The following is a 19,443-nucleotide window of genomic DNA, read 5'->3' as shown; positions in this document are numbered from 1 at the left end:
TCATGGCGGACGCTGCCGATATCGCCGCAGTGCTTTCCGAAGTCCGTGTCGCGACTGGCGTGGCACGCGCCGCGCTCCCAATCGCCGCTGGCGTCGCGGGAGAATGCGACGAATGCGAATGGTGGATGCCTCGCCTCATCGAAGGACGCTGCGCTTTCTGCCGCGATGGTCGGCCCCGTCCGGCCGACTGGGAGCCGCCAGTCCCTCATTCGTCGTCGCCAGTCGCGACGCTGCCCGTTTGTAAGGAAGCCCAGCCAATGCCCGCAAAGTCGATCCAGCTGCCCGCCATTGCCGTTGTCGCCATCACCGCTGTCGAGCAGCTCGCGACGGATCGCAATATCGCGCTCGGTCAGGCTGCGGCTGAACTGATTGAGCGTGGCATTGCTGCCCCGGCGGCATCCGCTCCGGTGCCGGCGTTGGAGCGTACCGATATCGACACGCTGCTCGGCATGGTCCGCGCGCGGTTCGATGATCGTGACGAAGAACGGATCGAACTGGCGGCGGTGCTGAAGCGGGCCGAGGTCGCCGAAGCCCGCGCGGCAGAGGCCGAGGCTAAACTCGTGAAAATCCGAGCGATCAACGCCGAATAAGAATTAGCGCGCCTGCGAGCGCGAGTCGGGGAAACACACCGTGTCGATCAATTCCACGCTGTCGCCGATGGGGCAGGCGGCGGTCGCTTTCGCGCGTCGAGGGTGGTTCGTCTTTCCCTGCAACGTCCAGAACGGTCGCCCGCTTGTCACCCGCGATCGGGACGACGACGGCAACGTCATCAAGAATACCGGCGGGCTGCATAAGGCGACGCGCGACGAAGCCCAGATCGCGGCATGGTGGCGCAAGTGGCCACGCGCCCAGATCGGGCTGCATTCCGGTGTCAGCGGTCTGTTGCATATCGACTTCGATCCGCGCGTCGACGAAACGGTCGACGAAGAAACCGGCGAGATCTCGACTGAAGAATGGAGCGTCGAGCGACTGAAGGCAGCGCTGCTGGCGCAAATGGGCGAGGCGTTGCCGCCGACCCTAACCTCGGCCACGCCTTCGGGCGGCGAGCATCAATGGTTCAGGATGCCGGCAGGCGATCCGATCGGCAACCGTGGCAATCTGCCGAAGCATATCGATGTGCGCGGGCAGGGCGGTTACATCATTGCACCGCCATCCGAGCGGGTCGGCGATCTGGCCGAAGGTGGCAAGAAAGGACCTGGAGCCTATAGCTGGACGCACGGTGACTGGGCCGATCCGGCCGCTGTCGCCGAGGCACCGGCTTCGCTCGTCAAGATCCTGCGTGATCGGACGAAGCCAGCATCGCCACAGCGGTCGCCCCCGCGCCGTGCCGCGCCAACTTCCGCGATCGGTGGCGACGTCGACGATGATGTTCGGAAGTATGCGCTGGCGGCGCTCGACGGTGAATGTCGCGATATCCAGCGCGCCGGATCGGGTCAGCGAAACGCGCGCCTGAACGAAGGTGCATTCAAGGTGGCCACGCTGGTCGCAGCCGGCGCACTGTCCGATGCGATGGCGCGGAGCGCCGTCGAGGCGGCGGCGCGCGCGAATCCCGGCGGCGACGACGAACGGCAGCTGATGGCGACGCTCGACAGCGGATGGACAGCCGGTCTCGAAAATCCTCGTGATCTCGCAGAGATCGCGGCCGCATCGCGTTCCCGCCGGGAACGCGGCCCCTCTCAATCCTCCCGGGGTTCACCCCCCGCCCCCGATTCGACGGAGGATGGCAAGCCACACTCCCAAATGGGAGGGGCAGGCGCTGGTATCGGCAAAACGGGGGCCGGGGACGACGCGCTGACGCAGGAATGCGCGTTCCTGCCGCAGACGGACCTCGGCAACCTCCAACGCTTCCTGCGCCGCTACGGCCGGGACTTCCTGTACGTCGAGCAATGGGGCTGGCTGGCGTGGGATGGCAAGCGCTGGAACCGCGACATGGCGGTCAGCCTGTTGGGGCGCGCGGTGCAGGACACGATGCGGGCTATTCAGGAAGAGGCAGGATTCGTGGAGGCCAGCGGCGTGCCTGAAGCTGCGCCGGACGGGTATGATGCGGCGCAGCTGGCGGCGCACGAACAGCAGCAGAAAGGCCGGCTCGATCGCGTGCTGAAGACGCTCCGCGACGGTACGATCGTCACGTTGTCCAGCACGATCAGCAAATGGGGGCGAACGTCCGAAGGGGCCGGTCACATATCCAGCCTGCCAAAGCTGGCCGAGGCACGGCTATCGGCGCGGCCGGGCGACTTCGATGCCGATCCGCTGCTGGTCAATATGGCGAACGGTACGCTTGTATTCAGCCGGTCGGAGGATGGGCAGGCGGCAAGCGTCCGACTTGTCGAGCCGCGCCGCCGTCATCGCATCACCAAGGCGGGCACGGCCGCGTACGACCCGGATGCGACGTGCCCGTCGTACGACGCGTTTCTGGCGCGCGTGCAGCCGAAGGACGAAATGCGAGCGTTCCTCGACGTGTGGGCCGGGTACAACATGCTCGGCGATGCCAGCGCGCAAAAGATGGCGATATTTTACGGCGAGGGCGCGAACGGCAAGGGCGTCTGGATTAATACGAAACGCGCGATCCTCGGCGACTACGCTTGGGCAGCGTCGATCAACACGTTCATGGACTCGGACCGATCGCGCAAGGGATCGGACGCGTCGCCCGATCTCGCCGCGCTGGCTGGCCGGCGCATGGTCTATGCGAACGAAGCCGAGCATGGTTCGAAGTTCTCGGACGGACTGGTCAAGGAACTGACGAGCGACGAACCGAAGGGCGGCGTGCGCGAGTTGATGAAGCCGCCGTTCGAACTGATCATCACGTTCAAGAATACGATCATCGCCAACACCAAGCCGGGGATCGGGACCGATCACGGTATCCGACGACGCATGCAGCTGGTGCCGTGGGAGATCATCATTCCCGATGCGGAGCAAGATCCACAGTTGAAGACGAAGCTGGTGCAGGAAGCGGCCGGCATTCTCAACCGGATGGTACGTGGCGCGCTTCAGTACCTGTCGACCGGCCTGCCGTTGCCAGAAACGATCCGCGAGGCGACCGAGGCGTACCTTGATGAGAACGATATTCTCGGCAAGTTCCTCGCCCTGTGTATCGAGAAGGTGCCGGGCGAGACGATCGGGTCTAGCGCGCTGCATGAACTGTTCGCGGCATGGCAGACGTGGGCGCAACTGCTGCCCGCCAGTGGCAAGCCGTGGTCACCAAAGTATCTGGCGTCGCAGCTGGAACGTAAATCGTTCCGCAAGCGCAAGTCCAGTTCGATGGTGTGGGGCGACATATGGCCGCTGTACGCCGCTGACGACTTCGTTCGCGACGGTCGACCGATCGAGACTGACCTGCCTGCACCGCGCCGCAAACCCGGTTCTGTGACCCCTCCCGCACCCACCGGTGACAGCGACGACGACGACTATTTGTCCCCCTGATCCTCCCACCCTCCCGCCGATGGGAGGATCGCGAAGCCTTGGGAAGCGCGGTTTTCTGCGGGTTTGGGAGGGTGTGGGAACTTGGGAGGCAAAATGCAGCCCGGTTCCGTAGCGCGCAGATATGCGGGCGCGCGCACGAAGTTCATCCACGTTCTTCCTCCCAACCTCCCAAAGGATATCTAAGTGACTGTAAACGCTACATTCTATCCTCCCAATCTCCTTCCCATTGAAGGGAAGGTCGATAGCTATCCTCCCGTGCTGGGGTTCGATGATGTCGAGGATCGTCTCGTCGAGGCGCTGCGCACCTGTCAGCGGTACGCCGACCGGGAGCGGGGCTGGCAACGCATCCGGTCGGCTTGGCCGGAGATATCGCGCGACGTGTTCGCCGGGGACTATGATGCGAGAGGCGGCGAAGGGACCAGCAGCGACGTGGCACTACGGTCGGCAGCGATGACGCGGCAGGACGTTGCCGAGATGGAGGAAGCGTTCGGTTGGCTCGACGCGATCGATCCTGCCGACCGCAAGCTGATCGGCCTAGCGATCGGGCAGCTGGCGCGCGGGCGGCGCGAGGTGCCTTGGGTCAAGCTACTGCCCGCCATGGACCTTGAACGCGGTTCGGAAGGGCTTCGGATGCGGTACGGACGCGCTATCACTTCGATCTGCAACCGCGTGAATGGCGGAAATCCACAGCGGAACGTGTCAACGGGGTAAATGTGCAAGGCTGAACATTTTCCCTGTTCGTCTATCGCGGAAAATCAGCCTATTTGTGGTCACACTGGGACGGGCCTTCGGGAACGCCACGGTATCCTCCCTGAACCTTACAACGCCCCGTCTGGCTTCGGTCCGGCGGGGCGTTGTGCGTTGTGGTGTATGCACTTGGGCAAGCTGACCGGGCTGAAGCCTAGACTTCAGACATTGCCGTCGCGCCTCAGCGTGCCGGCAACCCGACAGGAACGGGATCACGATCGCGACCAGCAAGGCTGGCGGCGGTGGTACAAGACGGCTCGTTGGCAAACGTTGCGGTGGTCGGTGTTGGTGCGTGACCTGTTCACGTGTCAGCGTTGCCAGATCATAATGTCGGACACGTCGCAGTTGGTCGCCGACCATACGAAGGCGCATCGGGGCGACGAAGCCCTGTTCTGGGATGATCGCAACCTTCAGTGCCTCTGCAAGCGCTGCCACGACAGCGACAAGCAACGGGAGGAACGACGCGCCCGCTGACCGGGCAGGGGGGGGTGGTCTCAAATCTGAGAGGGCGCCGGGCCTAGACCGCATCGGTTCTCACAAAGGGATTTTTTTCTTCATGGCGGAGGATTTTGACGTCGATCTATTCGGCGACCCTATTCTGTCGCGCGAGGAAACCCGTGGGCGGCCCGAACATCGGTGGAGCCTCGAAAACTCGAACAAGGTGCTGCTGGCGTTCGCACGCGGTCTGGATGTGAAGAAGGCGGCAATCGCAATCGGAGTTTCGGTCCCGACGCTGCGGAAGCATTATTTTGCCGAGGTCAAAAAGCGGGATGCCGCCAAGCTGCGCATGGAAATGACCCAGCTGGCGCGGCTGAACAAGGCGGCAGCCGAGGGCAACATCGCCGCCGAGAAAGAACTAGGCAAACGCCTCGACAAAGCCACCCTGGCAGACACAGCCGAACGGGTCGCCAACCGGGGCCGCAACGGCGCGCCGCCGGCACTGCCGCGACTGGGTAAGAAAGAGGAAGCCACGGCGAAGGCCGAGGCTGTTACCGGTAAATATGCGCCGCGACCGATACCGACGCGGATGATGAACTGACGTGGAGCGCACGTGGTCGACCGCCTGCCCGGATTGGCAGGAGCGGATCGTTGCGGGTGAATCACTAATCGCGATGGAGCCGCTGTTCCCAGATGAGGCGGAAGCGGCACTGGAGATTTTCAAAGGGCTTCGGATCGTTGACGTGCCGGGGGCGCCGACGTTCGGGGAAGCCGCCGAACCGTTCGTGTTCGACTTTGTCGCTGCGATCTTTGGGGCGTTCGACCCGGAGGAAGGGCGGCGGCTGATCTGGGAGTTCATGCTCCTGATCTCGAAGAAGAACGCAAAATCCACGATCGCCGCCGGGATCATGATCACGGCGCTGGTCATGAACTGGCGGGACGACGCTGAACTGCTCGTGCTGGCACCAACCAAGGAGATTGCCGACAACGTCTATATCCCGGCTGCCGGGATGGTACGGGCGGACCCTGAACTGGCCGCCATTCTCAAGCCGATCGATCATGAGCGGCGCATCAGGCACCTGACGACGAATGCGGAATTGAAGGTCGTGTCGGCGGATGCGTCCGTCGTCGGCGGCAAGAAGGCCGCATTCATCCTTGTCGAAGAACTGTGGTTGTTCGGCAAAGACCCCAAGGCGGCCGCGATGCTGATGGAGGCGACGGGCGGTCGGGTTTCCCGACCGGAAGGTTTCGTCGTGTATCTGACGACGCACAGCGATGCCGAGCCGCGCGGTGTGTTCAAGGAAAAGCTGGATCAGTTTCGTGCCATCCGCGACGGATCGATCGTCAACCGGCGCAAGCTCGGCATGCTGTACGAATGGCCGCCAGCCATGCTGGAAAGCGAAGCCTATTTCGACCCGGCGAACTTCTACATCACGAACCCGAACATCGGCCGGTCGGTCGATGCCGAGTATCTTGAAGAAAAGCTGACCGAGGCGCGGCAGGGCGAGCCGGGCGCGTTGCAGATCTTCCTGTCGAAGCATCTCAACGTCGAGATCGGACAGCGTCTGGCGCGCGATCAGTGGACCGGTGCCGTGTTCTGGGAGGCTGCGACGGATCGATCGCTCGGATCGCTCGACGCCTTCCTGTCGCGGTGTGAAGTCGTGGTGGCGGGCGTCGACGGCGGCGGCATGGACGATCTGCTCGGGCTTTGCCTGATCGGTCGTGAGAAGGGGTCAAAACGCTGGCTCGTGTGGGCGCATGCGTGGGCATGGTCGATCGTCTGGAAGCGTCGGCCGGATATCGTAACGAAGTTGGAGGAACTGAAGGCAGAGGGGTCGCTGACCCGCTGCGAGTTGCCCGAGTTCGCCCAGATCGACGTCGACGGCGCGGACGATGCCGACGCCGACGCCGAACTGACCGAGGATCTGCGCGGGGTCGCCGACATCCTCGTTCGCGTTCGGGAGGCCGATCTGTTCCCGGCAGAGGGGGCGATCGGACTGGACCCGGTCGGCGTTACGACGCTGGTCGATGAACTGGCGTCGAGCGGGTTCGATGACGAACAGATGACTGCCATCGGGCAGGGGTACAAACTATCGAGCGTGGTCAAGGCGACCGCGCGGAAGCTGGCCGCACGGACGATGCGTCACGGCGGTCTGGAACTGATGCGCTGGTGCGTCGGCAACGCGAAGATGGAGCCGCGCGGCGCGACCGCCGTGGCGATCGTTAAGCGGGAAGCATCGGCGAAGATCGATCCGCTGGCGGCCATGTTCAACGCAGCAATGCTGATGAGCCGCAATCCGACGGTCACCACCGTCGACGTCATGGCCATGATCGGCTGAACAGGAGCAACGCGATGCAGGTACTGCACAAGGCGGTCGCACGCGCGGCCGGCGACGATCCCTTTCGCTTCGTGATGAGCGACGCCACGGTCGACCGCTACGGTGACATTGTCGAGCCGGCCGGGTGGAAGCTGACGAGTTTCAAGCGCAACCCGATCGCCCTGTTCGGCCACGACAGCGCGTTCCCGATCGGCAACTGGAAGAACGTCCGCGTCGAGAACGGCGAACTGGTCGGCGACCTCGAAATGCTTCCCGAGGGCAAGAGCAGCCGGGTCGATGAGATCCGCGCCTTCCTCGAAGCGAAGATGATCCGCGCCGTATCGGTCGGCTTTCGCGGCATCAAGGCCGAGCCGCTGGCGAACGGCGGCCTGCGCTACATCGAAAGCGAACTGGTCGAATGCAGCGTGGTTGCCATCCCGGCGAACCCGAACGCGCTCAGCATTGCCAAGCAGCTGAACCTTTCCCGCGACACCCAGCGGATGATCTTCGTCGAGACTGACACCGAGATCGTCCCCGACACCCGTCGCGCCCCCGGCGAGCCCGCCTTGATCCCGACCCTCCCAAGGAACACGAATATGACGACCCTCACACAGCGCATCGAAAGCGCTCAGGACGAACTTGCCCAGCTGCGCGACAACCTGTCGACGGCCATCGAAAGCGGCGCCGAAACCGACGGCATCACCACCCAGATCGAGCAGAAGGACGCCTCGCTGACGTCGCTCAAGCGCGCCGAAGCGGCTCTTGCCGGCACGCAGGCCGGCCCGACCACGATTACGGTCGACGCCCGCACCGTCGAGCGCAGCGCGCCGGCCGACCAGCGCCGGCCGTTTGCCGTCGCGACCAAGAAGGTCGAACCGGTCGATCATATCTTCCGCTCGATGACGGTCGGACTGCTCGCCCACGTTCGCAAGGTGCCGCTCGATGTGGCGCTGAAGCAGGCGTACGGCGACGATGTCGCGACGAAGGCGGTTCTCGACGTGCTGACCCGCTCGGCAACCGTTCCCGCCGATACCGTCACCCCAGCATGGGCCGGCGCACTGGTTGAAACAGCGATCGGCGACTTCTTCGACCTGTTGCTGCCGACTTCGATCTACCCGCGCCTGTCGGCGATCGGCGGTCGCTTCGGCTTCGGCTCGGCTGGCAAGGTGTCGCTGCCGTCGCGCGCATCGACGCCGACCGTCGCTGGCTCGTTCGTCGGCGAAGGCGCCGCGATCCCGGTCCGTCAGGCCGGTTTCACCAGCACCACGATCACGCCGAAGAAGATGGCGGTCATCACCACCATGACGCGCGAGATCACGCGGCACTCGACGCCGCAGATCGAGCAGATCCTGCGCACGGCGATTCAGGAAGACACCAGCATTGCGCTTGACGTGGTGCTGCTCGACGCCCTGCCCGCCACGATCATCCGACCGGCAGGCATCCGCAACGGTGCCAGCACCGCAGCGGGCACGGCAGGCGGTGGCATGAATGCCCTCGTCGCCGACGCGAAGGCGATGCTCACCGACCTGACGGCCGCAACGAACGGCAACGTTCGTAACCCGGTCTGGCTGATGAACCCGGCGCAGGCCATCAGTGCCAGCCTCATTCAGGATGGCACCGGCCAGTTCCCGTTCAAGGCGGAAATCGCGGCGGGCAACTTCATGGGCTATCCGGCGCTGATCTCTTCGACCGTGCCGCTGGGCGTGGTCGCGCTGGTCGACGCCGCCGACTTCATGTCGGCGACCGGCGACGTTCCGACGTTCGACGTGTCGGATCAGGCAACCTTGCACATGGAAGACACCGCACCCGCGCAGATCGCGTCGGCCGGTGCCGTGCCCGCCGGTGGGTCGATCCGCTCCATGTTCCAGACCGACAGCCTCGCGCTGCGGATGATCATGGACGTCAGCTGGGCAATGCGTCGCACCGGCACCGTCGTCGTCCGTACCTCCGTCACCTGGTAACCCCGGCTGGCCGGGCACTGACCCGGCCGGCACCCTCGCGAAAGGATCGCGCACATGCCGACCACCGAAGAAATCGTCGCTCAGAACCGCAAGGATCTGGAAGCGCAGAACAAGGCCGCGATGGAGCGGACCGAGAACGTCCAGCCCACGCCCACGCAGGACGAGATCGATAGCGCCAAGCTGGCGACGCCGACGCTCGAATCGCTCGACGGTAAGGAAGACCACGGCGCACCCGAGGAGCGGGCAGTTGAGGCCGGCGCTACCGCCGAGTATCGCACCCGCGCATCGCGCGCGGGTCGTGCTGCCAAGTCGGCCGAATAAGCCAGCATGGCGGGGTTTCTTTCCCGGGTCCGGTCGTTCGTCGGCCTGCCCGACACGACCGAGAAGGCCGGGACGGAACCCCAGCCAGTTGCCCTGACCGGCGACTGGTTGCCGATGAACGCGCCTATCAACTGGTGGCAGACCGGCATGTCGCCGCCTACCAGTGCGCGTTCGTCGATGGTCGAAGCCTGCGTCTCGGCGTATGCGCAGACGGTCGCGATGTGCCCCGGCAATCAGTGGCGCTGGACGTCGAAAGAGGGCCGTGCGCGTGTCGGAAACTCGCCGCTCGCCCGGATTATCAAACGTCCGAATGATTACCAGACGATCAGCGACTTCCTGCTCAACCTCGTCCGTTACCTGCTGGACGAAGGCAATGCATACGCGCTGGTTATTCGGAATGCGCGGTTCGAGCCAATCGAACTGCACCTGATGAACTCGAACGCGAGCCAACCGATCCTCGCTGTGGACGGCTCGATCTTCTATCAACTCGCCGGCAACCCGATCGTCGCCGCCCGCTACGGCCCGCGCATCGTCGTCCCGGCGCGCGACGTGCTGCACGTCAGGCTCCATACCCCTCGGCACCCGCTGGTCGGCGAAACGCCGATGGTCGCCGCCGCGCTGGAACTGGCCGCTGGCAACGCCGCGCTGTCGCATCAGGTCAACTTCTTCCTCAATCAGTCGCGTCCGTCGTTCGTGCTAGGAACCGACGCGCGCTTGGACGGCGAACAAGTCCGAACGCTTCGTGCAAGCTGGGACGAGCAGTCGAAGGGCCTGAACAGCGGCGGTACGCCGATCCTGTCGAGCGGACTGAAGCCTTTTCCGCTTGGTTCGAGCAACAAGGATGCCGAACTTGCCAGCATCCTGCGGTTGTCCGGCGAAGCAATCTCGCAGGTCTACCGAGTGCCGTTGCAGGTGCTGGGCGCGAGTTCGACCACCTTCGCGTCGACCGAAGCGCTGATGCAGTCGTGGCGCGCTGGCGGTCTAGGTTTCGTCCTGAACCACATCGAAGAAGCGATGGGGTTGCTGTTCAAGCTGGGCGGCCAGCCCGACGAGTATCTGGAGTTCGACACGTCGGCGCTGTTGCGATCGGCGTTCAAGGAACGGGTCGAAGGCTGGTCCGCTGGCGTCAAATCCGGCATTTTCGACCGCAACGCGGCGCGGCAGGACTTCGAGATGGCACCCGTCACCGGCGGCGATGAGCCATGGGTGCAGCAGCAGGATTTGCCGCTGAGCGTCGCGACCGATCTGGCGAAGAACCCACCCGCGCCGCCAGCGCCGCCCCCGGCGGCTGAAGATGACGAACTCGACCCGAACGAAGTGGCTGCATCGGTTGAGGCCGACCTGCGCCGTAGCTGGACACCGGAGGCGGCATGATTGATCGCGATGTTGCTGCCATCATGGGTGGCGTTACCCCCGTGCTGCGCGATCACTTCGCCGGGTTGGAACGTCGGCTACTGCGAGAGGCGGAGCAGGCGGAGACCCTTCGCGCTGCGGAACACCGGGCGCTTATGGCTGAATATCGCGCTTGGATGGTCGAGCAGCGTTCCGCGCTGGATGTCCTAAAGCGTGAAGTCGAACAGCGGATCCCCTCGCTTCGTGATGGTGTTGACGGCCGTGACGGTGTCGATGGTGCGCCGGGTCGGGATGGCACGGACGGTGTGAACGGCCGCGATGGTGCCGACGGCAATCCGGGCCGTGACGGCGTCGATGGAATCAACGGGAAAGACGGCGAACCGGGCCGCGATGGCATCGACGGTACGAACGGCGCGGACGGAGCGCCCGGCCGTGACGGCCTCGACGGAAAGGATGGTGTCGACGGCGCGGACGGGCGTGACGGCATCGACGGGGCAAACGGCGTCGCCGGGAAAGATGCTTATCCCGGGGAAGCGCGTGGCCTGCATGATCCGAGTGCGTCGTACCGCGCGCTCGACGTGGTCAGTTTAAACGGTTCGGAATGGCGCGCCAAGGTCGACAACCCCGGCGCGCTGCCGGGAGACGGTTGGATGCTGTCCGCACAGCGCGGCAAGACCGGCAAGCAGGGCGACGTCGGCAAGCAAGGCCCGGCGGGCAAAGATGGCGCGTCGCTGATCGCCAGCGCGCTGGATGCTGACGGCATGGAAGTGAAGTTCGCCCGCGACGATGGCGAGGTTTTCACGCTCGATATTCTTCCGTTCGCCGAGGCGATCCGCGGCGCGTGAGCGCCGATCACCGAAAAACGAGGTAGCAGCTATGGTATTTATTCGGACCCGTGGGGGCCGTGGGTCGTCCGCGCCTTTCACATATGTCCCGTCGCTCAACGACCTCGTCCTGTCGGGCGCGCTCGTCGCAGGCGTGCCGTCGAGCGGTACGATCCTGAATGCAACGACCGGCTCTACGATCGCCAGCGCCGTGCCCGGCCTCACGGTCAACAGCGCAGCGCGGACCTACAGCTACAACGGGACGGGCGCGGTCGGTGCCGTGCAGGGGCTGACCGAGACGCTGGCCGGAGCGACGTTCAGCCCGCGCAACAACGTCGTGACGTTGGTGTCGGCATCAGTCGCAGCGTTCACGTCGAATCCGTCGATCAGCCCGACGTCGGGCAACGTTGGCGCGACCTTCAGCGCGATCGATGGCGCGATGAGCAACGGCGGTCAGGTGCTGGGCCGCCGCTGGCTGCTGAACGGCACGTCGATCGGGACCGGGACGACCGTCGTGCCTGTCGTGCAAGGCTCGCTCGTGCTGGAGAACACCGGCACCGGTAACGTCGTCGCCACTTCGCCGGCAGTGACGGTCAGCGCCACGACCGGGCCGACGCCCGAACCGACCCTCAAGCCGTTGATCTGGACGAACCTTCAGCGCGTCGGGTTCGAGACGTCCACGATAACGGTCGATCGTCGGTATCGCCAGCGTTCGCTGCACCTAACTGGCTTCGTCGCAAGCCGGTTCCGGCTCGCGATCCCGTCATGGGGCAAGCCCGGCGGCGAGTCCGTCACGCCCGTCGCGTTCACGATCGAAAAGGCCGCTGTCGAGATCAACGGCGGGTATATCCCGGTCACGTTCGGTGGTTCCCCTTCGGGCGTCGTTGACCCGGCGGTCGACCTGCTGTTCTCGGACTGGATCGACACGTCCAAGCTGGTCGGCGGGACGCCGCTCGGTGCAAACTTCCCGCGCGACGCTGAAATCTACGTCCGCATCAAGGCGATCCTGCCGACAGGCGTAATCGTGCAGCGTGGCACCCTGTCGCGGTCGCAGGGCCAGACCAACCAGTTCTACGATCCCGCCGACGAGGCGCTGACCAGCGATGTCTACGGCGTCGGCAGCTTCACCGGTTCGCCGCCCAGCGCGACCATCCCGACCGGCGGTTCCGGCATGTCGCTGTTCATCATCGGCGATCCGGTAGCCGCAGGCGCGAAAGCCGCGCTCGCTGCCGGTGACAGCATCATGTACGGCGCGGCGGACAGCGCATGGGGTTCGCAGGGCCTCGCGAACAAGGTCGGGTTCGGCGCATGGGACCGCGCCACCGCCGACAGCGACGGCAAGAACGTGCTGCCCCTGCTGCACATGTCGCAGCCGGGCGAAAAGCAGGACCAGTGGATGAGCCGCATCAATCGCGGCAAGTCGATCCTCCCCTTCGTGAACATCGCGCTGGACGAGTTCGGCACGAACGATATCGGCGGGACGAACAGCACGAGCCGCACGCTCGACCAGATGAAGACGACCCGCCTCGCGTTCTGGAAGCTGATGCGCGACAACGGGATCGAGAAGATCCTCACCACCACGCTGCCGCCGCGTGTCGTCGGTCAGGGCGCGGATTACAGCACGCCCGAAGGCCAGACGTACGTCACGAGCCGCTGGGCACCCGGCGGGCAAAAGGATCTGTTCGAGCAGTGGATCGCGACGCAGGTTGGGGTCGCTGGCGGCACCGACGTGTTCGCGGACATCTACGCGCCGGTGAAGGCCGCAGCAGACCCGTTCAAGTGGGCAGGCCCGTTCACCTCGGACGGCTGCCACCCGCTTTCGAGCGGCCACATCCGCATGGCGGTGCCGCTGCGCGCGGCGTGGCTGGCACTGCCGGTCAACGGCGTTGCGACCGCGCCCGCAGGCCCAACGAACAGCGCACCGCCGGCAATCGCCGGTACGCCGGAAGTCGGCCAGACCCTGACCCGTACGACCGCTGGCACCTACAGCGCCACGCCGACGTCGGTCGAGGGCCAATGGCGGCGTGACAGCAACCCGATCGCAGGCGCGACCGGCACGACTTATGTTGTCACGTCGGCGGACGCTGGCGCGCTTGGCATCGACTATCAGGAGAAGGCCACGTTCAGCAGCGGGACCGTTGTATCGGCCGCGTCCAACCCCCTCGGCCCGGTCACGGCAGCAGGCGCACCGGAGAACACGGTTCGTCCGACGATCACCGGCACGGCGGAAGTCGGCAAGGTGCTCACCGTCTCGGACGGCACGTGGACCAACAGCCCGACCGGCTACGCGTACCAGTGGCGCGCGGAAACGGTCGTTATTGTCGGTGCGACGAGCAAGACCTACACGCCCACGACCAGCGAGCAGGACAAGGTCATCGACTGCGAGGTGACCGCCACCAACGCTGCCGGCGCGCGCACCCGCCTGTCGACCAGCGTCGGCCCGGTTGTCGCTGCGGCGGGCGGTACGCCGAGTGGAACCGTCCTATTCCTCGACACCTTCACCGCCGACCCGGCGGCGACGGCCGATCCCGGCATCGGCGGATCGCGCAAGTCCGACAGCGGGCATACGTGGGGCCGGAACGCCGCGATCGGCGTGTCGGGCGCGGCGATGCAGATCGACCGGGCGGGCGGATTTACGATCACGTCGACCGTCCCGGTTGAGTTCGAGGTCGTAGATTTCGTCGCCTCGTCGCCTGACTACAACGTGAAGGCCGATTTTAACCGCCGTTCTTCGCTCACGACAAACGCAATGTTCCTGTTCCGTCGGATGGCTGGTGCGGATCGCGGTTACGGCGTCATGTACAGCAACAGCGCAGCAGAGTGGCGGTTGTATCGCTTCCCCGGTGGCGGCGTCGCCGGGGCGATCGTCGGCGCCTATGCAGCAGCGATCCCGACAGGCACGGGGGTCGCCGAGGCACAAGCACGCGGCAGCCGGATCGTCGTCCTCGTCGATGGCGTCTCGCGGATCGATTTCACCGACCCCGATCCGATCCTTGAGGCGGGCACGATCGGCCATCGCCTTAGCGGCAACGGTGCGACGGCGGTTGGCGGCGTCAGCCTTTCCCGCCTCGAAGTCACCGCAGCATAGGAGAGACGATCATGCGTAAACTGCTACTGCTTGCGCTCGCACTGTTGGCACCCGCCACGGTCGCAGCACAGACGTTCACCGCGCCGCCCGCCGCCAGCTACCAGTCGCCCAAACAACTGGTCGACAAGACGCCGGGCGATGGCGTGATCCGCTTCACCGTCAAGCGCGGTGGGATCGCGGCGAACCGTGACGCCAAGCTGTGCGCGGACTATCGACCCCGGTTCCTCTACGTGCGAGCCGATCTGGCCTGCCCGACGCTGGCCGTGTCGCCCCCGCCTGTGATCGAACCGCCCGTCGTGGTCGAGCCGCCGGTCGTCGTTGTCCCGCCGGTCGCATCGGACGTCGATGCGGCGCTTTTCGCCAATGGTGAGGCCGCGATCCAGAACCGCGTGATTGGCTTCGGGTTCAGTGCGCGCGGCAACATCGGCACGCTCTACAACGTGCCAGCTCCGTTCCGCACCGACGTAGCGACCGGCCTGCGCCGACTGGGCATTCTTGCCGATAAGGACGACGTGACGCTTCAGGGTCGCGCGATCGGCGGCTTCACCGTCGTCGTGAACGGCGTGCGCGCGTCGAACAACGCACTGGCCGGTTGGAGCCAGATTGCGGGCAAGTTCGTCAGCCCGTTCAACTGGCGGGGAAGCACGAACGGGGTTGACGTAGATCAGGTCGTGTCGCTCGCCGGCAAGGAACTGACGCTCGACGTCGGCTTCACGAATCGGACCCGCGCGGCAGTGGTGGCCGGCTACAACTGGTCCGTCGACCCGGATCAAAGCGACCTGCACAAGACGCTCAACCGCGTCCCGTCCGCCGGCACGGTCGAGAGTGTCATGCAGAACGGTGCGGGCGTGTTCTACATGTCGACGTCGGTCGCTGGCGCATATGCGGCCTATACCGGCTACAACACGCCGCAGGTGCTCGGCACTCGCATGGAGGTCGGCGCGTCGCGCAACGCCGACGACGTCGTGCAGCTGGTGTTCCCGCAGATGCTGATCCAGCCCGGCGAGACGGCGCGGCTGCGGTTCAGCTTAGGCATCCGCTGATGACCGCGCTGACGCTCGACCTCGTCAAATCCTTCCTCGGCTACGAGAAGGATCAGATCGATCACGACGACACCCTCACGCTGGCGCTGGAAGCTGGCGTCGACTGGGTCGAGCGGTACACGGGTCATATCCTGCGTCCACGCACGTTCCACCAGCCCCTGCGCCGGTCGGCGGGCCATGCGGCGCTGGATAACTGGCCGGTGACGGGAGAGCCGACGCTGTCCTGTTCGGATGGCGACGTCGAACAGATCATACCACTTCGCCTCTATTCGGTATGCCGGCCGGCAACGGTCCGCGCCGGTGCGGGCTGGCCGTCGTTCGACAGCAACAACCCGGCGACGATCGTCTACACGGCCGGTTATACCACGCCGGACGAAGTCCCCGCCGGTCTGCTCCACGGCGTGTTGCTGTATGCGGGCATGTTCGAACAGCTACGCAGCAACGATGCCAGTGCATCGCTGAAGCCGGTCGAGGCGGTCTGCTGGTCGTATCGGCTGCTCACCGTATGAAGCCGCTACGGCTCGACCGCCGCATCCGTATCGAGCGCCCGATCGCCGATACCTCGCTGGATGGCGCAGGATCGGGCAGCTGGGCGCTTGTCGCCGAGATGGCGGCCGAAGTGCAGGACATGCTGCCGAGCCGGGGAGAGCGGTTGGCGGAGGGGATCAACGTCGCCGCTCGCCCGGCGCGTGTCCGCGTCCGCTTCCGTGACGGCATCGTGTCCAGCATGCGCGTCCTGATCGGAAAAAACGTACGGGGCGACGATGGCGAGCCGGTGTGGCTGACTGACCGCACCGCAGAGATCGTGACCCAACCGGCAGAACTGGGGCGGCGTTTCGCCCTGGAGTTCGTGATCGAGGATTATTCGACGGCGGGCAGTTCGGCATAATGGTCACGGTTCGCGGCCGCACCGAACTGAAGCGGTTCATCGCCGACGTTCCGCAGTTGCTTCAGGAAAAGGTATTGCCCGGCGCGGCCCGCGCGGCCGGAAAGGTCATCGCCGAAGAGGCGAAGGCCCGCTCGCAATCGCAAGTAGTCGCCGACGCAGTCGAGGTGAAAGTGCGGTCTGACGACGGTCGCGTCGTTGCGCGGATCGGCGTTGCCAAAGGTGGGCCATCGAAGGGCTGGGCGCTCTCGCTCGGTGGTTGGCTCGAGTACGGGACTGACCCCCACTACATCACCGTCGATGACTCCCAGCGGCAGGGCATGTCCGCTGCCCGGATCAACTTGCTGAAGAAGCGCGACGGCGTCCTCGTCATCAACGGCAAGCCGGTCGGCAAGACCGTGCTTCATCCCGGCGCACAGGCGCACCCGTTCCTCCGCCCAGCGCTGGACACCAAGGAAGCCGAGGCAGTCGCCGCAGCGCAGGCGTACATCAACGCGCGGGTCGGTCGTCGCGGGATCATAAGCCAGACGGAAGGCGACGGTGAATGAGTGGAACCACAATCATCGGCACGCTGATGCGGGCGGACCCGGCGCTGACCGCGCTGGTGCCGGCGGAACGGATGACGTCGGGTCGGCTGCCGTCCGACGTTGTGTTGGATGCGCTGCTGATCCGCACCGTCAGTGTGGTCGAACGCCTGAAGCTGCGACGCACGGGTTCGGTCCGCATGACTGAACGCGTCGCCGTGACCGTGCGCGCCAAGAATTACCGATCGCAACGCCAGATCATCGATCTGGTCATCGCCTGTTGCGCCGGGCGGACCGGCGGGATCGGCGGCGCGGTGAACGTCTCGATCCTGAACGCTGGCACCGGACCCGACGTGGCGGGGCCGGCGGACAGTTTCGAACAGACACAGGACTTCCGGGTGAGTTTCGACGCGCCCGCAAGAGCAGCAGGAGAAGAATGATGACCGAGAAGACCAACACGCCGCCGATGTACGCAACGCGCGACTTCAACGATTCCGGCACCGGCAAATCCTTCGTGAAGGGCAAGCCGGTCGCGGCGACCGACGGCGAACTGGCCAATTACGAGGCTGGCGGCCTCGTATCGCCCGACAAGCCGAAGGTCGAGCAGCCGGCTGCGAAAGCCTGACCTTTTCCGTGCCCGAATAGTCGGGCACGCAACTGCCGGCCGCGTCCGGCAACCCACTGGAGAATAATATGGGTTCCACCACTGCGGCCGGCACTGCGCTGGCCATCACGGCCGCCAAGCCAGCCACGCGCGACGCCGCTGGCTATGGCGCTCTCACCTTCACCGAGATCGGCGGCATCGAAAAGATCGGCACGATCGGTGCCAGCTTCGCGAAGGTCGAGTTCCAGCCCCTAAAGGGGCCGAAGGTCAAGCATAAGGGTTCGGTCGATTACGGCTCGCTCGCGCCGACGCTTGCGCATGACGATGCCGACGCCGGCCAGAACCTGCTGCGCGCATCCGCCGCCAGCAATGCCGAGTATACCTTCATGGTCACGCTGCCGGACGGCGCGATCCGTTATTTTGAAGGCCGGACCTTCGGCTACCCCGAAGCGATCGAAGGGGCCGACACGATCGTGATGGCCACGCCTACGGTCGAGATCAACACCGAGATCGTCAAGGTCGCCGCGCCGGCCTGACACCTACCATTCCGGCGATCCCGCCGGATGACAGGCATCGGCCCGTCCCGCTCCTCGCGGGTGTCGGGGCGGGTCGGTGCAACACCCGCGAAAGGAATATCATGGACATCACCCAGACCGCCGTCGTGGATACGGCAAAGCTGCACTTGAAGGATGCTGCCGGCGACTTCCTGTACAGCGACGGCAAGCCCGTTCGCATCGTGATCTACGGCCCCGGCTCCAAGCCGTTCGCCGCAGTCGAGGATCGCCAGACGAACCGCGCCATCAAGCGGATGCAGGACAATGATGGCAAGGTCAGCGTCGCGCCGCAGGAAACCCGCAACGCCGAGGTTGCCGAGGATCTGGCAGCGATCACCGTCGACTTCGAGAACCTGACCTATCCGCCGGCCGGCGACGCGCGCGGCGCACCGCTGTTCCAGCAGGTCTATGCCGATCCGAAACTCGGCTTCATCGTCAAGCAGGTGCAGAAGTTCATCACCGACTGGGGAAACTTCAAGCCCGGCTCGGCGACGAACTGAAGCTGTACGTCCGGCAGATGGCGTGGCTCAGTGCCACGCCGAAACCGGACGCGCTCACGAAACGGGCGAAAACAGCCGAGCCGGGCGAGCAGGTCAGCCGCCTTGATGCGATGAAGCGGGCGAAGATCGTTCCGCCCATGCCACCCAACCGCGCCCCTCACATTATCGCCCGCCTCATCGAGATCGGCATAACAGAAGCGGCCGGGATGGGCAGCGTGCCGATCAGCTGGCGCGAGATATCAGAATGGCAGCGCAACACCGGCGTCTCCCTATCCGCATGGGAGGCGCGGCTGTTGCGCACCCTGTCAAACGAGTATCTGGCCGAAGGTCGCCGCGCCGAAAGTGAGAACTGTCCGCCACCTTGGCGGATGGAAGTCACCCGACGCGAGATCGATACCGAAGCCGCCCGGTTGCGAATGCTGCTTGGCTAGAATGCCCGGTTTTCCGGTGGCTTCGCAACTTCGCAGCCGCCAGTCTCGTCTGGCTCGCTTGCCGGCGCGGCATCGAACCGGCGACGAACCTCAAGGGTAACACGGTCGATTTTCCAGACTGCGGAATTATCGAGAATGGTGACCGTCTTCTCATCGAACACGGCTCGACGGATGACGGATCGCCCGTTGCTTGGGAAGGTGACCGTTGCCCGGCCGTTTGCTTCGTCGGCGGCAATCTGGACGGGAAACGGCTTTGCCGGGTTCAGATTACACGTGAGATATACCGGGGCGGCGACCACGACGAAGAGTGCGACGAAGCTCATTTGGTTACGGTCCCTACTGGTAAGCGAATCGCTGCGCTGTTGCTGATACGGCTTCTAATTAATCCGATCCATGTTCGGCGGCACGCCCGCGACATGGAGATACCACTT

21 protein-coding genes are annotated in these 19,443 nt (G+C 65.1%); 20 read left to right on the top strand and 1 reads right to left on the bottom strand.

Annotation, left to right across the window (positions count from 1 at the left end; genetic code table 11):
- Nucleotides 1–2: 2 nt before the first annotated feature.
- The 20 genes from IFT55_RS05740 (at nucleotide 3) to IFT55_RS05645 (ending at nucleotide 19,012) form a co-directional block, all read left to right on the top strand.
- Entirely contained in the window at nucleotides 3–590 is a 588-nt protein-coding gene (locus tag IFT55_RS05740; RefSeq protein WP_192089978.1) for a hypothetical protein, read from the top strand.
- A gap of 40 nt (nucleotides 591–630) precedes the next feature.
- Nucleotides 631–3,420, top strand: coding sequence for a phage/plasmid primase, P4 family (locus tag IFT55_RS05735; protein ID WP_192089976.1), 2,790 nt, complete (start codon nucleotides 631–633; stop codon nucleotides 3,418–3,420).
- Nucleotides 3,421–3,675: 255 nt separating this feature from the next.
- Nucleotides 3,676–4,131 (top strand): hypothetical protein, encoded by a 456-nt coding sequence (locus IFT55_RS05730; protein WP_192089974.1) that lies wholly within the window; start codon nucleotides 3,676–3,678, stop codon nucleotides 4,129–4,131.
- 159 nt (nucleotides 4,132–4,290) lie between these two features.
- Complete coding sequence (locus tag IFT55_RS05725) at nucleotides 4,291–4,641, top strand: HNH endonuclease (protein ID WP_192089972.1); 351 nt, start codon at nucleotides 4,291–4,293, stop codon at nucleotides 4,639–4,641.
- 82 nt (nucleotides 4,642–4,723) lie between these two features.
- On the top strand, nucleotides 4,724–5,206 hold the full coding sequence (locus IFT55_RS05720) for a hypothetical protein (protein WP_192089970.1): 483 nt from the start codon (nucleotides 4,724–4,726) through the stop codon (nucleotides 5,204–5,206).
- 1 nt (nucleotide 5,207) lies between these two features.
- A complete protein-coding gene (locus IFT55_RS05715; protein WP_342029239.1) occupies nucleotides 5,208–6,944 on the top strand; it encodes a terminase large subunit in 1,737 nt (578 codons plus the stop codon).
- A gap of 14 nt (nucleotides 6,945–6,958) precedes the next feature.
- A complete protein-coding gene (locus IFT55_RS05710; protein WP_192089968.1) occupies nucleotides 6,959–8,884 on the top strand; it encodes a phage major capsid protein in 1,926 nt (641 codons plus the stop codon).
- 54 nt (nucleotides 8,885–8,938) lie between these two features.
- Entirely contained in the window at nucleotides 8,939–9,205 is a 267-nt protein-coding gene (locus IFT55_RS05705) for a hypothetical protein (protein WP_192089966.1), read from the top strand.
- A 6-nt stretch (nucleotides 9,206–9,211) separates the two neighbouring features.
- Nucleotides 9,212–10,579, top strand: a complete 1,368-nt coding sequence (locus tag IFT55_RS05700) for a phage portal protein (RefSeq protein ID WP_192089964.1) — start codon at nucleotides 9,212–9,214, stop codon at nucleotides 10,577–10,579.
- The gene (locus IFT55_RS05695) at nucleotides 10,576–11,403 is read left to right on the top strand and encodes a hypothetical protein (RefSeq protein ID WP_192089962.1); all 828 of its coding nucleotides are present in this window, start codon (nucleotides 10,576–10,578) and stop codon (nucleotides 11,401–11,403) included. The genes IFT55_RS05700 and IFT55_RS05695 overlap by 4 nt, the downstream gene beginning before the upstream one ends.
- A 31-nt stretch (nucleotides 11,404–11,434) precedes the next feature.
- Complete coding sequence (locus IFT55_RS05690) at nucleotides 11,435–14,470, top strand: hypothetical protein (protein WP_192089960.1); 3,036 nt, start codon at nucleotides 11,435–11,437, stop codon at nucleotides 14,468–14,470.
- An 11-nt stretch (nucleotides 14,471–14,481) separates the two neighbouring features.
- Nucleotides 14,482–15,513: a hypothetical protein gene (locus IFT55_RS05685; protein ID WP_192089958.1), complete on the top strand. Its 1,032-nt coding sequence runs from the start codon at nucleotides 14,482–14,484 to the stop codon at nucleotides 15,511–15,513.
- A complete protein-coding gene (locus tag IFT55_RS05680) occupies nucleotides 15,513–16,022 on the top strand; it encodes a phage gp6-like head-tail connector protein (RefSeq protein ID WP_192089956.1) in 510 nt (169 codons plus the stop codon). Before IFT55_RS05685 ends, IFT55_RS05680 begins: the two co-directional genes overlap by 1 nt.
- A complete protein-coding gene (locus tag IFT55_RS05675) occupies nucleotides 16,019–16,402 on the top strand; it encodes a phage head completion protein (RefSeq protein ID WP_192089954.1) in 384 nt (127 codons plus the stop codon). The genes IFT55_RS05680 and IFT55_RS05675 overlap by 4 nt, the downstream gene beginning before the upstream one ends.
- The gene (locus tag IFT55_RS05670) at nucleotides 16,402–16,947 is read left to right on the top strand and encodes an HK97 gp10 family phage protein (RefSeq protein WP_192089952.1); all 546 of its coding nucleotides are present in this window, start codon (nucleotides 16,402–16,404) and stop codon (nucleotides 16,945–16,947) included. Before IFT55_RS05675 ends, IFT55_RS05670 begins: the two co-directional genes overlap by 1 nt.
- Nucleotides 16,944–17,363 carry a hypothetical protein gene (locus IFT55_RS05665; RefSeq protein WP_192089950.1) on the top strand — a complete coding sequence of 140 codons (420 nt, stop codon included), beginning with the start codon at nucleotides 16,944–16,946 and terminating at the stop codon, nucleotides 17,361–17,363. The genes IFT55_RS05670 and IFT55_RS05665 overlap by 4 nt, the downstream gene beginning before the upstream one ends.
- Entirely contained in the window at nucleotides 17,363–17,548 is a 186-nt protein-coding gene (locus IFT55_RS05660) for a hypothetical protein (RefSeq protein WP_192089948.1), read from the top strand. Before IFT55_RS05665 ends, IFT55_RS05660 begins: the two co-directional genes overlap by 1 nt.
- A gap of 68 nt (nucleotides 17,549–17,616) precedes the next feature.
- Nucleotides 17,617–18,063, top strand: a complete 447-nt coding sequence (locus IFT55_RS05655; protein ID WP_192089946.1) for a hypothetical protein — start codon at nucleotides 17,617–17,619, stop codon at nucleotides 18,061–18,063.
- 101 nt (nucleotides 18,064–18,164) lie between these two features.
- Nucleotides 18,165–18,581 carry a hypothetical protein gene (locus tag IFT55_RS05650; protein ID WP_192089944.1) on the top strand — a complete coding sequence of 139 codons (417 nt, stop codon included), beginning with the start codon at nucleotides 18,165–18,167 and terminating at the stop codon, nucleotides 18,579–18,581.
- Between the two features lie 17 nt (nucleotides 18,582–18,598).
- A complete protein-coding gene (locus IFT55_RS05645; RefSeq protein WP_249403620.1) occupies nucleotides 18,599–19,012 on the top strand; it encodes a hypothetical protein in 414 nt (137 codons plus the stop codon).
- On the opposite strand, the gene IFT55_RS05640 is transcribed toward IFT55_RS05645, so the two are convergent.
- Entirely contained in the window at nucleotides 19,009–19,335 is a 327-nt protein-coding gene (locus IFT55_RS05640) for a hypothetical protein (protein ID WP_192089942.1), read from the bottom strand. The genes IFT55_RS05645 and IFT55_RS05640 overlap by 4 nt on opposite strands.
- Nucleotides 19,336–19,443 lie beyond the last annotated feature (108 nt).

Source organism: Sphingomonas sp. CFBP 13720, assembly GCF_014842075.1.
Taxonomy (GTDB): Bacteria; Pseudomonadota; Alphaproteobacteria; order Sphingomonadales; family Sphingomonadaceae; genus Sphingomonas.
Note: the sequence above shows the minus strand (reverse complement) of the source record. Positions and strands in the feature narration are given on the sequence as shown.